This window comes from Yersinia enterocolitica (assembly GCA_002082245.2).
GTDB lineage: Bacteria > Pseudomonadota > Gammaproteobacteria > Enterobacterales > Enterobacteriaceae > Yersinia > Yersinia enterocolitica_E.
The window spans coordinates 1,061,509-1,075,119 of record NBTC02000002.1; the positions used below are offsets into that span (position 1 = coordinate 1,061,509).

Here is a 13,611-nt window from a genome sequence, read left to right on the forward strand (position 1 = left end):
CCCAACACATAAAATCATCTTTAGAACTTATTACGCTCGATTAATCGATGTACCCCGACCAATCCCATAATAGGTAAAACCTCGGCTATTTAACCGTTCTGGATCGTACAAATTACGCCCATCAAAGATAACCGGCTGTTTTAATCGGAGCTTGATCATATCAAAATCAGGTGCTCTAAAATTCTGCCACTCAGTACAAATAATCAGAGCATCCGCCCCTTGTAGCGCTGATTCTTTTGTCCCCATTAACTTTAGGTCATCCCTTGCACCATAAATACGCTGAGCTTCATCCATTGCCTCTGGATCATAAGCTTGAATAATAGCGCCAGCACGCCATAAAGCCTCCATCAAAATCCGACTGGGGGCCTCTCGCATATCATCTGTATTGGGTTTGAATGCTAATCCCCAGAGTGCAAATGTTTTCCCTGCAAGCTGCGAATCAAAATGGTATTGAATAAATTCAGTTAACTTACACTTTTGTTCGTTATTGATTCTCTCCACTGCACGCAACAGTTGCGGCTGATAGCCACAATTTTCTGCGGTACGAATTAATGCTTGGATATCTTTTGGAAAACAGGAACCGCCATAGCCACAACCAGAATAAATAAAATGGTAGCCAATGCGAGAATCTGAGCCAATACCTTGGCGTACTTTTTCGATATCGGCACCGAGCCGCTCTGCGATATTAGCAATTTCATTCATGAAACTGATTTTGGTTGCCAACATACCGTTTGCTGCATATTTGGTCAGTTCTGCACTGCGGACATCCATAATTAACATGCGGTCATGATTTCTGTTGAATGGCTCGTATAGTTCGCTAATTAAATCAATCACACCATTATCATCAGTATCAATTCCGATAACGATACGCTCAGGCCGCTTACAGTCAGCAACAGCAGCGCCTTCTTTTAAGAATTCAGGGTTCGATACCACATTGAAAGCTATATCTTGTCCACGTTGCTGTAAAATCGCTTTAATCCTTTGCTGCACTTGATCCGCGGTACCCACTGGCACAGTTGATTTATCGATAATAACTTTAGGCGCATCCATATATTTCGCAATAGTGCTGGCAACGTCTAACACATATTTAAGGTCAGCCGCACCATCCTCATCAGGAGGAGTACCAACCGCAATAAACTGAATCGTGCTATGAGCAACACCGGCTTCGGCATCTGTTGAAAATCGAAGCCGGCCCTCGTCGTAGTTTTCTTTTACCAATGGCGCTAATCCTGGTTCAAAAATAGCGACACGGCCTTTTTGTAGGTCGGAAACTTTGTTTGCGTCGATATCGATACACAGGACATCATGACCAACTTCGGCAAGTACTGCTGCCTGAACCAGTCCTACATAACCGATACCAAAAACCGTCACTTTCATGCAATCAATCCTCAAGTTGGAATTCGATAAGAGACACACCGCCGACCATTATCAAGACCTAACCTTAATTTAGCCTGAGGTAGCCAACCTTATTGCCAGCGAATAATAAAAGTTAACTGAAAATTTTCAGCCACAAGTAAGGAGGAAAGTATATCAACCGATATTTCTTACATCTCGGGCATACTCATTGATTGAAACAAATGAGGTTTATTTCGTAGATTCGTTATAGAACCATTGAGACTTGGAGGGTCATAGCAGTGAATAAGTGAGCAAGATACATAAATTACGTGAACTATTTATTGAGTAATACTTTCAAAATATAAACTATTCATCGGCTGAAAGCATCAACCTCAATCGACTCCCTCCTCCCCATACCTGGCATTGCCATGCTTCACAACGCTGACTAATTTGATTTAAATGTGCTGTTTTTAACGTACCTAAAGGCACACCATTACTAAGTTGAATCTGATTTTTACCCGCACTAACATTCGCGTGAAGACCAGCCGAAACCAGAATTAAATTTTTATATTCCACATGATAATAACCAACGAGCAAAGGAAACTGCCCATCCAAATGAGTACGTCTTAGTAACTGGTTAACTTGTTTAAGTAACGTTGACATCTGCGGTAAACGCTGTTGTTGATGTGCCAAATGCTCTTGAAGAATCCCGTTAAATAACACGCGTAATAATAGTGCGGCTAAAATTCCGTTATCCCCGGCGCGGGTGACATCCAGACAATAAAATGCCAGGTCCTTATCTGATAATGCAGCGATATCAAGGACTAATCCCGGTTTCTCGACCATCGTTAACTGCCGGTAATTTACCCGACAGTGTGCAATGGTTTGCTGTGCCGGTGGTTGCAATTGCTTAAGTAACTGCGCTGCATCATGAGGATTCTTACGTAATGCATCCCAATCCTGAATAAGTTCTGTCTCTTCAATTGCATGAGAGGTAAACAGTATGGGATAAAGGCATGCCAGCACCGCTTCACGTAACCGATTTAAATCCACGATCGGTTTCAACAGTACGTCTTTCACGCCCATACGCATGACTTTAGCAATGTCAGTCATCTTATCAGTAGCCGATATAACTAAAATAGGGATCTTTACTCCTTGCATGAGTAAACGCTCAACAAACTCGATCCCTCCCATCTTAGGCATAGCGAGATCGCAGAGTATCAGGTCAGGTGATTGGACCTTAATCTGCTCTAACGCCTCCAGGCCATTTTCTGCCTGCTGGACTGCCGCACCGAGTGCCCTTAGAAACTCAGTGATTACAGTACGGAAGACCGTTTCGTCCTCGACGACTAAAATATTTTTACCTGCTAATGGTTTTTCCATGTACTGCTTCTCTTGCTAACCTTAAACGTAATAGTGGCCCAAAATGGCTGTTTGTGCTTGTCTGAAATTGTTACGTACTGCTTTACTCACACACATTTGTTACTCATCAGCCCCTTACCAAAGGACGTAACTGCTCTATATTTTTCTCCACAGCCAATTGTCCAGCGGCAATGGCTTCATCCGCCCGATGGAAATCCAGCATTGATATTTGTGGGCAGTAGGGCTGGATCAACACATCGGGAGGATCTCCTGCCATACGGTTACGTTTTAATCTGTTCTCCAATACCTGTATTGAGGTAGACATTATCTCCATGGCGCTGGGAACGGCCATCGTTGGATTACCTGACATATTGGTTATTCGTGCTTTTAAGCGCAAATGCCAACTTGCTGGCATCTCCGGGGGTTTACCTTCAGGAGATGATTGTGAGGAAAACAGATCTTGCCGAATCAGATGTGCATCATGTTGCAAATCAACGGCAATCACAATGTCAGCGCCCATTGCTCTTGCCAAAGAAATAGGAACAGGATTGACTACTGCACCATCAACCAACCAATAGCTACCGAAGCGGACAGGAGAAAGCAATCCAGGCATGCTGCATGAAGCCCTAATTGCCTGTTTAATATCCCCCTCAGTAAGCCATAACTCACGGCCCGTCGTTAAGTTGGTTACAACAGACCCAAAGGGCAATTTACATTCAGTAATGTCCTGCACTTCAATTATTTGGTTTACAGCATTAAAAACCCGCTCACCCCGCAGTAATCCGCCACGACGCCAGGAGAAATCCATCAATCGAATAACATCCCAATATTTAAACGAACGAACCCAGCGTTCCATCACATTCAGGTGATCACTGGCATACGCTGCACCAACCAAGGCACCAACCGAACAACCGGCAACAACATCAACTTTGACGCCCATTCTTCCTAGCGCGTTAATGACCCCGATATGTGCCCATCCCTTCGCGGCACCCGCGCCAAGTGCCAGTCCAATCTTAATTTTTCTCATTTTTATTTCGTCCATTTTCGATCAATTTGGCACTTTACCGCTCAACTAAATAAATCAGACTCTGATTTTGTTATCGACACTGCCGCTTGGCTCTTAACGCTAGCACGCAACAACTTAGCGCTCACTCAGAGGAAAAATCCATATTTACTCGCCAGTGCTATAACCCTACTGATTGAACTATAGTTAACATTTATCCTTCTGGTAAATTGATACAAATAGTTTACATTTCATTACTAAGATATAGGCTGTAAGTGGAAGGATATACTGTGAATATTGAAATATGCCAAACCGATCTATTTAATCCAGATCTTATTGCATTAATTGCTCAATTAGATGCGTATCAAGAAGCACTCTATCCGGCTGAAAGTAATCATACAGAGTCGATTGAGAGTATGGCTCAGAAAAAAACATTCGTTTATATTGCAACACGACAAGGTCGCGCTGTGGGATGCGCCATTCTTTTCCAACCCGAAAGTACATATCCTGAGATTAAGCGCGTTTTTGTCATCCCTGACTGCCGAGGTAATGGCATTGCGTCAATGCTAGTTACAGCACTGCTCGAAAAATCTATCTCTTTGAATTTAAAATATGTTTATTTGGAGACAGGGATTCATCAACCTGAAGCGGTAAAACTGTACCAGCGATTAGGCTTTGAATTTACGTCTGAATTTGGTTGTTATCAATACGACCCACTTAGTTTCTATATGGTAAAAACAGTGGCTAGTTGTCACTAAGTAAAAGATAAAACAGAGAGGTAGCACTCAGTTCATTCAGTAACCGTTGCTATTTTTGACTTTATTGCTTTGACACTCGACATAACACAGCAAAATAGCCACTATAGTAGTGGCTATTCAGAGTAAATATTCGGAGTTAAGACAAATTAAAATATTTAATATTATCTAGTAATATAAGATTCAATAAATAGATAATCGCGTTACATGCTGTCATTTCACCGTTAGCTCTCGTGGGCTATAGTGTTATTAACTATAACTCGACCTTTCTCAGAATATTATGAATTCTTACGGATTATTTAGGAAATAATTAACCGTTAATAGTACCAAATGAGACACTCATTTTTTCGAACATAGCGATAACTTTATTGATCAGTTTCATGGGTTGCTCCTGTAAATATCATTATTTTTATGTGATACACATCACAGTTATTAAGTTACTCCATAATGAAACGCCGGTCAACTATTTTTGTGAGCAACATCACAAAACTTAAGTTCACCCCATATCCCGCGCAAAATTATCAACTTTGAACCTCATCCCGTGATTAGGTAAGATAAGGCCCTATTTGCCCCTATTTGATTGCCCGCCTTCTTCTGTTGCTGACCATTCATTCGCAGATAAGATGGCATTATTGGTTTTTCGGAGAAATTTTGTCAGAACAGTGCCCATGTGGCAGCAGCTTTGAATATCAACGATGCTGTGCGCCTTATATCCTTAACACGCAAGTTGCGGCCAAACCTGTAATACTGATGCGCTCACGCTATAGCGCCTATGTAAAAAAGGATGCGGACTATCTGATTAAAACCTGGCATCCAGACTGCAAGGCACAAGAATGGCGAGATGGAATAATTCAAAGCTTCACCAATACTGTATGGCACGGATTAACAGTTATTGCAGAAACTACTGGCAGTCATGATGACGAAGCCTTTGTTGAGTTCATTGCCCGCTTTACTGATCCAAATAATATGCAGATAAGCACAATGCATGAACGTTCCCGCTTCCTTCGAATAAAAGAACACTGGTACTATATCGACGGAGTCCGGCCGTCGGTGGGTAGAAATGATATCTGTCCTTGCGGTTCAGGGAAAAAATATAAGAAATGCTGCGGGCATTAACAGTAAAATCGTTTCATTACGGACCGTAGCATCAAACATTTACATAACATCAAGTACTGTTAAGACAGGATTTACCACCTTATGCCACACCAGAATGTACAAAAGAAAGTGTTACGCACTATATGCCCTGACGCTAAAGGCTTAATCGCAAAAATTACCAATATTTGTTACAAGCACCAGTTGAATATCGTGCAGAATAATGAATTTGTTGATCATCTGACTGGCCGCTTTTTCATGCGTACAGAGCTTGAAGGTATTTTTAACGATACTACCCTGCTGGCAGACTTAGATGATGCTTTACCCGAAGGCACCAACCGCGAATTACATACCGCAGGGCGTCGCCGTATTGTCATTATGGTCACCAAAGAAGCACATTGCCTCGGCGACTTATTAATGAAGAGTGCCTATGGTGGTCTGGATGTTGAAATTGCGGCGGTGATTGGCAATCATGATGCACTACAGAATTTAGTGGAGCGCTTTGATATCCCTTTCCATCTCATCAGCCACGAAGGTTTGACTCGTGATCAACATGACCAACGTCTGATTGAGCAAATTGAACAATACCAACCAGACTACGTGGTTCTGGCCAAATATATGCGGGTGCTAACACCAGCCTTTGTTCAACACTTCCCTTACCAGATTATTAATATCCACCACTCATTCTTGCCTGCATTTATCGGTGCTCGCCCTTATCACCAGGCTTATGAGCGGGGGGTGAAAATTATTGGTGCCACGGCTCACTATGTAAACGATAGCCTGGATGAAGGCCCAATCATCATGCAAGATGTTATTCACGTCGATCATTCGTACACGGCTGAAGATATGATGCGAGCCGGGCGAGATGTGGAAAAAAACGTTCTGAGCCGTGCTCTGTATCGTGTTTTAGCACAACGTGTTTTTGTTTACGGTAACCGCACCGTTATCCTGTAAGCGCGCAATAAACAGATGTTTTTTGCCCAGATAAACATCGTCAAGAACAAAAAAGCACCGAACAACTTATTTTTTTCATTTCAAGTCTTTACAGGGGCGCTTCATTTGATATGATGCGCCCCGCTTACCAAGACAGTATTGATAAGCAGTTAGGCCAGTGGTGGGGTTCCCGAGCGGCCAAAGGGAGCAGACTGTAAATCTGCCGTCATCGACTTCGAAGGTTCGAATCCTTCCCCCACCACCATTTTTACCTTGAACTTTAAACTTATCCGCAAATTAATAAATCGAGATGAGCATTTAAGGGGAAGGTAAGAACCTTCGACAAGGTAGCATCACAGATACGGCCAAGTATCTTAGTAATAAAAACCACAAATTCAGTGGTGGGGTTCCCGAGCGGCCAAAGGGAGCAGACTGTAAATCTGCCGTCATCGACTTCGAAGGTTCGAATCCTTCCCCCACCACCATCTCCTAGAGTTATTCCAACCCAATAAAAATAATAAGAATCAAAGATACTGCCATCAGGGAAGGTAAGAACCTTCGACAAGGTTCGCGCCGAGCGTAGCGAGACAACGACGCGCAGCAGCGGCCCGAAGGGTGAGGAACGCAGTGACGAATAATCCTTCCCCCACCACCATCTCCTAGAGTTATTCCAACCCAATAAAAACAATAAAAATCAAAGATATTACCATCAGGGAAGGTAAGAACCTTCGACAAGGTTCGCGCCGAGCGTAGCGAGACAACGACGCGCAGCGGCGGCCCGAAGGGTGAGGAACGCAGTGACGAATAATCCTTCCCCCACCACCATCTCCTAGAGTTATTCTAATCCAATAAAAACAATAAAAATCAAAGATATTGCCATCAGGGAAGGTCGCCGAGGGTAGCGATACAACCGGCTAATAGTCTAGATAGTTTTATACCATCGTATGAATGTACTCAATAAGTCTATTTAATACACTTGAATGTGAGCGTGATTTATAAAAATATAACTTATTCTCACTTTCAAAACTGGCTAAATTTATAAAATCCAGTTTAGAATCACCATTAAAATCATCCATTATTGAATCTGTAATACATATATAGCGACCAGAGTAAATAAAGTTTAGGCAGCAAGCCAGGTTATCCACCTGCCTAACACTAACTTTATCATGTTGTTTTTTAACTGATTCTTCAAGATTCTTAACAAAGTCACTTCTATATAGTGTCGGGTTGCACAACCAAACATTCTTGTGGAGAATATTTATAATATCTTGACTTTCATTTATTATATCTTTGCGTCCATAGATACCGAAACCACTGTCTGGCACTTCATTTAACAACGTAAATCTTTCGCTAGAGATTTTTTCTGATGACAGGATAAGTGAATTTCCATCATAGTCTCCAATTTCATCAATATTTTCATAGTAAAATTTAATTATATTAGCTTGAATGTTATTCTTTTCTGCCTCCCGATAGAGTTTTGTCAAGTTCTCACTTTTACCCCAATCGTAGTAAATATTGATGACATTCGATACGTGCCCAGTAAGGTGTTTTTTTGTGATTTCTTTTTCTTGCTGATATAAATCTTTTAGATCATTATATAAAATCTCACCATCCCTTGTTAAACTCATACCAAATTTCTCTCTTTTAAAAAGTTTTTTTCCTATTATATTTTCAAAGTCTTTGATCGACTTTGCTACCGGAGGTGTAGTCCTGTTCATCACCCTTGCGGCCTTACTCAGCGAGCCATTTTCGACTACGGCCATAAAAGCCTCTAGCTTTCGAGATAGAAACATAATTCACTAATCCTTTGCGTAAAAATTTATCAGAAAAAATGACAGGCATGTCAACATGCACAAGGCTAGCTGTAGATAACATTCAACATTAAATAAGTTTATTATATAAATTGCATTTAAAATAATTGAAAGGTAAATTATAAAAATTTATTACTGCGTAGAAATTAATACTTTGATGTCGTTTTTTACGAAAAAACTGTAAGACTCTGTCTATTAGCATCTCAACATTACACATATTTCTAACAGACAACCATTCGTAGTTCTATGATATTTAATAACTATTTTTTATCCACCCCGTTACAAAATCAGTTAACATACGTAGCTGGAATCGGATAGCTCTGGTAGTTAAAATGAATAACTCCATTGCAAAGAATAAAAAAACGATATTTTCACCCTTTAACTTTCAAGGTGGTTACACCGCTAATAACCCTGCACTACATTCACAAAAAATATATAATTTGAATTTACAATTGATATTTACAAATACAAAACCACCGTTCACGTTTTATTTTAATAGTGGTCACTTCCAGATAATTAATTTAAAGCATAAATAGATATCTGAATGGCGACTTAAATTTTAATAGCTATAAATGGCAAATAGAATTACCAACTAAATTCATTGGTATTATTTTATTTCACTTTCGTTATCAATCGGTATTATCCAATTTCTTTATTCTTTACCTGTGCGTTACATTTTTATTCAGTATCTGCTAATATCTGAAATCATTTTTATCGAATAAACGGTGCTAACCATGAAGTTTGTCTCTTTTAATATCAATGGCCTACGTGCTCGACCACATCAACTAGCGGCGATAATCGAGCAACATCAACCAGAGGTTATCGGCCTTCAGGAAACGAAAGTACATGATGATATGTTTCCCCTTGAGGATGTCAGTCAGCATGGTTACCACGTTTTTTATCATGGGCAAAAAGGTCATTATGGTGTGGCGCTGTTAACCAAAAATGAACCATTGGCTGTTCGTCGTGGCTTCCCTACTGATGAAGAAGATGCTCAACGTCGTATTATAATGGCTGATATTGCAACGCCAAATGGTCCTCTCACTGTTATTAATGGCTATTTCCCCCAAGGAGAAAGCCGTGATCACCCCATAAAATTCCCAGCAAAAGAGCGTTTTTATGCTGACTTACAACAATATCTGGAACAACAACTTTCAGCAGATGCTCAGGTACTGATTATGGGGGATTTAAATATTAGTCCAACTGACCTGGATATTGGTATTGGCGAAGAGAGCCGTAAACGTTGGCTGCGCACAGGTAAGTGTTCATTTCTGCCTGAAGAGCGTGCCTGGCTGGAACGTTTACAAAACTGGGGGCTGGTTGATACATTCCGTGCAGCTAATCCTGAGTGTAACAATCAATTTTCGTGGTTTGATTATCGCTCCCGTGGTTTTGATGAGAATAGAGGCCTGCGTATAGATTTATTGTTGGCAAGTCAGCCACTGGCTACCCGCTGCGTTGCGACAGGAATTGATTATGCAATTCGCGGCATGGAAAAACCCTCAGACCACGCGCCAGTATGGTCTGAATTCGCGCTCTGATGACATAAGTGGAGGCCCTATCAAAATGGGCCTACCACTTACCAATACGCGACCAAAGCTGGGTAAACAAAAAATGATTGATGTTGTCGCCGCCATTATTGAACAAAATGGTAAGATTCTGCTGGCTCAGCGGGACTCATGCCGTGATCAGGCCGGTTTGTGGGAGTTTCCTGGAGGGAAAGTTGAGGCGGGAGAGAACCAACCTCAGGCTCTGATACGTGAACTGGCCGAAGAGTTAAATATTGAGGCATCAGTGACCCGATATATCGCCACCAACCAATGGGATTCAGATAAACAGACCATCAGATTGCATGCCTGGCTCGTTGAGAGTTTCAGCGGCAAGCTAGCATTGCATTGTCACTCCGCAGTGGTCTGGTTGGCACCAGAGGAGGCTTACCGTTACCCTCTGGCACCCGCCGATGTTCCGCTTTTAGATGCGTTTATTGCCCAGAAACGTTAGCCTGTTACCTGGTCAACCGCTTCCAAATCAATGGATTGGTACCGATCACACTGCTATCACGCACACACTGCAACACTTCACCTTCAACTCGCAATACAGCACCTTCAGAATAATTCTGATTTTGATAGACACAACAGCGAGTGCACGGATTATTATTCGTGTTGCGATTTGATGAGTTATTCCATATTTCAGGTGGCAAAGGAACAACAACATCGACATTGTTACGATTGGCCATCGCCGCAGCAGAAATAAGCGAGGCAAAACCAATACAACCTAGCAATAACAATATTCTCATGACTTATTATCCTTGGTTTTGGACGGTGCTTTTTTACGTTTCTTTATCGCCCCAGACGGTGCTGCTGGCAACCCGCGAAAAACCTGAGGTGAACGATTTTGTTTTGCCTGACTGATTAAATCTTGCAATGTTGCCACCAGTGGCTGCATGAAATCCTGATAACGACAATTTTTCTCACTGATTTGTGTCAGTGTCGATTCCCAATGGGCCGTCATATCGGGCCGTGCAGCAATATCAGGCAGCGCGTGAATCAATGCTCTTCCCGCAGGGCTTGCATGAATATAACGCCCTTTTTTGAATAAAAAAGTACGTTTGAAAAGTAGCTCAATAATCCCAGCTCGTGTTGCCTCAGTCCCCAACCCATCTGTTGCACGTAACACTTTTTTCAGCTCTTTATCCTGCACAAACCGCGCGATTCCGGTCATCGCTGATAATAAACTGGCATCGGTAAATGGTCGTGGCGGCTGAGTTTGCCGTTCAACAACCTCACCCCGCTCACACAATAATTCAGCACCTTTCTCCACCACCGGCAACGGCGAGCCTTCATTTTCTTCATCGCGCTCTTTGCTACCAAGCAAGGTACGCCACCCCGCCTCCGCCAGAAAACGGGCCTTAGCGACAAACTTGCCGCCAGCAATATCGAGCTCAATGACACATTTACGAAATTGTGCATCTGGACAAAATTGCATCAGATACTGCTGTGCTACCAATCGGTAAACTTTGCCTTCATCAGTGGTTAGATTCACCTTACTGGCCCGTGCTGTTGGGATAATGGCGTGGTGGGCATCGACTTTTTTGTCATCCCAGCAGCGATTACGCCGATCACTGTCCATTACCTCCAACGGCAATAAGTCAGCCTGATGAATGCTGATGGCATTCAATACCGAATGACGCCCAGCGAAATGCTCTTCTGGTAGGTATCGGCAATCTGAACGCGGATACGTAATCAATTTGTGCGTTTCATATAAACGCTGACAAATATCCAGAACTTGCTGAGCGCTCAAACCGAAGCGTTTAGCAGCTTCAATCTGCAATGTCGAAAGGGAAAAGGGTAACGGTGCGGTTTCTGATTCCCGTTTATCATTATAGGAAGTTACAAATGCAGGCTGACCCGTGATGCGATTAACCACATGTTCAGCCAGTGGCCGATGCAACAAGCGCCCTTCTTCATCCTGATATGACTCGCAAGAATCACTCGGCTGCCATAGGGCAATAAAACGCTCATCCGCAGGCGTGACAATATGGGCTTTAACTTCGAAAAAGTCTTTGGGAATAAAATCTTCAATTTCTTCGTCACGGCGGACAACCAAGCCTAATACCGGCGTTTGTACCCGCCCTACTGACAAAACACCATCATAACCTGCATTACGCCCAAGAATAGTATAGGCACGGGTCATATTGATGCCATATAGCCAATCGGCTCTGGCGCGGGCCAATGCCGAAACACATAACGGGATAAACTCGCGGTTATAACGCAAACGCTCCACCGCACGCTCCACTGCCTGCGGGTTGAGATCGTTAATCAGGCAACGGCGGACATTTTGCCGCTTCTCTGCCACCAAATCGAGGTAATCCAATACTTCATCAACCAACAGTTGCCCTTCGCGGTCTGGGTCACCGGCATGCACCACTTCGTCGGCCTGTTGCAAAAGTTGTTTGATAACATTCAATTGCTTACTGACCGAGGGCCGAGGCTGTAGTTGCCATTTTTCAGGAATAATAGGTAAATCAGCTAACGACCAACGTGCATAGCGGCTGTCATAAGCATCAGGTTGGGCCTGTTCCAGCAAGTGACCCACACACCAAGTCACCATTTGATCACTGCCACAGGCAATAAATCCATCGCCTCGACGATGCGGCTTTGGCAAAATATCGGCAATCGCCCGCGCCAAACTGGGTTTTTCAGCAATAAAAAGTCGCATCATTCACCGCAAAAATGCATCAAAGAAAAGGTCATTCTGTAATCTCAATCAACGCCCGGCGGTTATCCACAGAGCTCAACTCGCCAATAGAACTGAGCGTCATACCGTGCTGAGCCGCAATAGCCTGCACCTGAGCCTCCGCTTCAGGCAATACGGCTAACAACAAACCACCGGAAGTCTGTGGGTCACACAATAACGTTTTCTGTAACTCGGTCATCTCGCCGATCAGATGGCCATAACTGTCAAAATTACGCCCAGTTCCCCCCGGCACACAACCCGCAGCAATATACTCTTCAACCGCAGGTAATCGCGGTATAGCCGAGAAATGTAATTTGGCCTGAACACCGGACCCTTGACAAATCTCGCTTAAATGCCCTAACAGGCCGAACCCGGTAACATCGGTCATGGCAGTGACACCGGCAATACTGGCAAAGTCCGCCCCTGATTTATTCAACTGACACATGGTTTCTGTTGCTACCCCTTGATGTTCAGGTCGCAACTTACTTTTCTTTTCTGCCGTCGTCAGAATACCAATACCCAGCGGTTTGGTCAGAAATAGCTTACAACCAGCCTGTGCGGCACTGTTTTTCTTAACCTGCTCAGTGCTGACGATTCCGGTGACCGCCAGACCGAAAATCGGCTCAGGCGCATCAATGGAATGCCCCCCTGCCAGAGAAATACCGGCCTGCTGGCAAACATAGCGCCCGCCCTCGATAACCTGTTGGGCAACTTCAGGTGCCAGTTTATCTATCGGCCAGCCCAGGATGGCAATCGCCATAATGGGTTTACCCCCCATCGCATAGATATCACTGATAGCATTGGTGGCTGCAATTCGGCCAAAATCAAAGGGATCGTCAACGATCGGCATAAAAAAGTCGGTAGTGCTGATGATGCCAACACCGCCGCCAATATCATAAACTGCTGCATCATCACGCGTTTCATTCCCCACCAACAGCCGGGGGTCAAGAAGCTTCTGCTGATCGGTATGCAATATCTTATCCAAAACTTTGGGCGAAATTTTGCAACCGCACCCCGCTCCGTGGCTGTATTGGGTAAGACGTATCGCTGGCGGTGTCATAACACTCTCCCGTGTGATGGTCAG

12 protein-coding genes, 2 tRNA genes and 2 other RNA genes are annotated in these 13,611 nt (G+C 43.4%); 9 read left to right on the forward strand and 7 right to left on the reverse strand.

Annotation, left to right across the window (positions count from 1 at the left end; all coding sequences use genetic code 11):
- Positions 1-30: 30 nt before the first annotated feature.
- The 3 genes from A6J66_006220 to A6J66_006230 form a co-directional block, all read right to left on the reverse strand.
- A complete protein-coding gene (locus tag A6J66_006220; GenBank protein ID PNM23834.1) occupies positions 31-1,377 on the reverse strand; it encodes a UDP-glucose/GDP-mannose dehydrogenase family protein in 1,347 nt (448 codons plus the stop codon).
- 324 nt (positions 1,378-1,701) lie between these two features.
- Positions 1,702-2,718, reverse strand: coding sequence for a two-component system response regulator RssB (locus A6J66_006225; GenBank protein PNM23835.1), 1,017 nt, complete (start codon positions 2,716-2,718; stop codon positions 1,702-1,704).
- A gap of 106 nt (positions 2,719-2,824) precedes the next feature.
- Entirely contained in the window at positions 2,825-3,724 is a 900-nt protein-coding gene (locus tag A6J66_006230; protein PNM23836.1) for a patatin family protein, read from the reverse strand.
- Positions 3,725-3,990: 266 nt separating this feature from the next.
- On the opposite strand from A6J66_006230, the gene A6J66_006235 reads away from it, so the two are divergent.
- From A6J66_006235 to A6J66_006265, 7 genes are all read left to right on the forward strand, one after another.
- Positions 3,991-4,458 carry an N-acetyltransferase gene (locus A6J66_006235; protein PNM23837.1) on the forward strand — a complete coding sequence of 156 codons (468 nt, stop codon included), beginning with the start codon at positions 3,991-3,993 and terminating at the stop codon, positions 4,456-4,458.
- A 648-nt stretch (positions 4,459-5,106) separates the two neighbouring features.
- Positions 5,107-5,571, forward strand: a complete 465-nt coding sequence (locus A6J66_006240) for a hypothetical protein (GenBank protein PNM23838.1) — start codon at positions 5,107-5,109, stop codon at positions 5,569-5,571.
- Positions 5,572-5,652: 81 nt separating this feature from the next.
- On the forward strand, positions 5,653-6,501 hold the full coding sequence (gene purU / locus A6J66_006245) for a formyltetrahydrofolate deformylase (protein ID PNM23839.1): 849 nt from the start codon (positions 5,653-5,655) through the stop codon (positions 6,499-6,501).
- Between the two features lie 159 nt (positions 6,502-6,660).
- Positions 6,661-6,745, forward strand: a tRNA-Tyr gene (locus A6J66_006250).
- Between the two features lie 135 nt (positions 6,746-6,880).
- Positions 6,881-6,965: transfer RNA gene (locus A6J66_006255), tRNA-Tyr, on the forward strand.
- A 43-nt stretch (positions 6,966-7,008) separates the two neighbouring features.
- Positions 7,009-7,135: non-coding RNA, RtT sRNA (locus A6J66_006260), on the forward strand.
- A gap of 43 nt (positions 7,136-7,178) precedes the next feature.
- A non-coding RNA gene (locus tag A6J66_006265) (RtT sRNA) lies at positions 7,179-7,305 on the forward strand.
- A gap of 107 nt (positions 7,306-7,412) precedes the next feature.
- On the opposite strand, the gene A6J66_006270 is transcribed toward A6J66_006265, so the two are convergent.
- Complete coding sequence (locus tag A6J66_006270) at positions 7,413-8,273, reverse strand: LysR family transcriptional regulator (protein PNM23840.1); 861 nt, start codon at positions 8,271-8,273, stop codon at positions 7,413-7,415.
- A gap of 752 nt (positions 8,274-9,025) precedes the next feature.
- Here A6J66_006270 and A6J66_006275 point away from each other — a divergent pair.
- On the forward strand, positions 9,026-9,832 hold the full coding sequence (locus A6J66_006275; GenBank protein PNM23841.1) for an exodeoxyribonuclease III: 807 nt from the start codon (positions 9,026-9,028) through the stop codon (positions 9,830-9,832).
- A gap of 73 nt (positions 9,833-9,905) precedes the next feature.
- On the forward strand, positions 9,906-10,292 hold the full coding sequence (locus A6J66_006280) for a (deoxy)nucleoside triphosphate pyrophosphohydrolase (protein PNM26910.1): 387 nt from the start codon (positions 9,906-9,908) through the stop codon (positions 10,290-10,292).
- 4 nt (positions 10,293-10,296) lie between these two features.
- Here the strand turns inward: A6J66_006280 and A6J66_006285 are convergent, their stop codons facing one another.
- The 3 genes from A6J66_006285 to A6J66_006295 are packed head-to-tail and all read right to left on the reverse strand — an operon-like array spanning position 10,297 to position 13,587.
- Complete coding sequence (locus A6J66_006285; protein PNM23842.1) at positions 10,297-10,587, reverse strand: DUF1496 domain-containing protein; 291 nt, start codon at positions 10,585-10,587, stop codon at positions 10,297-10,299.
- Positions 10,584-12,512, reverse strand: coding sequence for a DNA topoisomerase III (locus A6J66_006290; GenBank protein PNM23843.1), 1,929 nt, complete (start codon positions 12,510-12,512; stop codon positions 10,584-10,586). Before A6J66_006290 ends, A6J66_006285 begins: the two co-directional genes overlap by 4 nt.
- Positions 12,513-12,540: 28 nt before the next feature.
- The gene (locus tag A6J66_006295; protein ID PNM23844.1) at positions 12,541-13,587 is read right to left on the reverse strand and encodes a selenide, water dikinase SelD; all 1,047 of its coding nucleotides are present in this window, start codon (positions 13,585-13,587) and stop codon (positions 12,541-12,543) included.
- Between the last annotated feature and the right edge of the window lie 24 nt (positions 13,588-13,611).

Coding starts and splice junctions, on each gene's coding strand:
- A6J66_006280 (PNM26910.1), top strand. CDS start 9,906: ATGATTGATGTTGTCGCCGCCATTATTGAACAAAATGGTAAGATTCTG.
- A6J66_006275 (PNM23841.1), top strand. CDS start 9,026: ATGAAGTTTGTCTCTTTTAATATCAATGGCCTACGTGCTCGACCACAT.
- purU (PNM23839.1), top strand. CDS start 5,653: ATGCCACACCAGAATGTACAAAAGAAAGTGTTACGCACTATATGCCCT.
- A6J66_006290 (PNM23843.1), bottom strand. CDS start 12,512: ATGATGCGACTTTTTATTGCTGAAAAACCCAGTTTGGCGCGGGCGATT.
- A6J66_006225 (PNM23835.1), bottom strand. CDS start 2,718: ATGGAAAAACCATTAGCAGGTAAAAATATTTTAGTCGTCGAGGACGAA.
- A6J66_006220 (PNM23834.1), bottom strand. CDS start 1,377: ATGAAAGTGACGGTTTTTGGTATCGGTTATGTAGGACTGGTTCAGGCA.
- A6J66_006285 (PNM23842.1), bottom strand. CDS start 10,587: ATGAGAATATTGTTATTGCTAGGTTGTATTGGTTTTGCCTCGCTTATT.
- A6J66_006230 (PNM23836.1), bottom strand. CDS start 3,724: ATGAGAAAAATTAAGATTGGACTGGCACTTGGCGCGGGTGCCGCGAAG.
- A6J66_006295 (PNM23844.1), bottom strand. CDS start 13,587: ATGACACCGCCAGCGATACGTCTTACCCAATACAGCCACGGAGCGGGG.
- A6J66_006270 (PNM23840.1), bottom strand. CDS start 8,273: ATGTTTCTATCTCGAAAGCTAGAGGCTTTTATGGCCGTAGTCGAAAAT.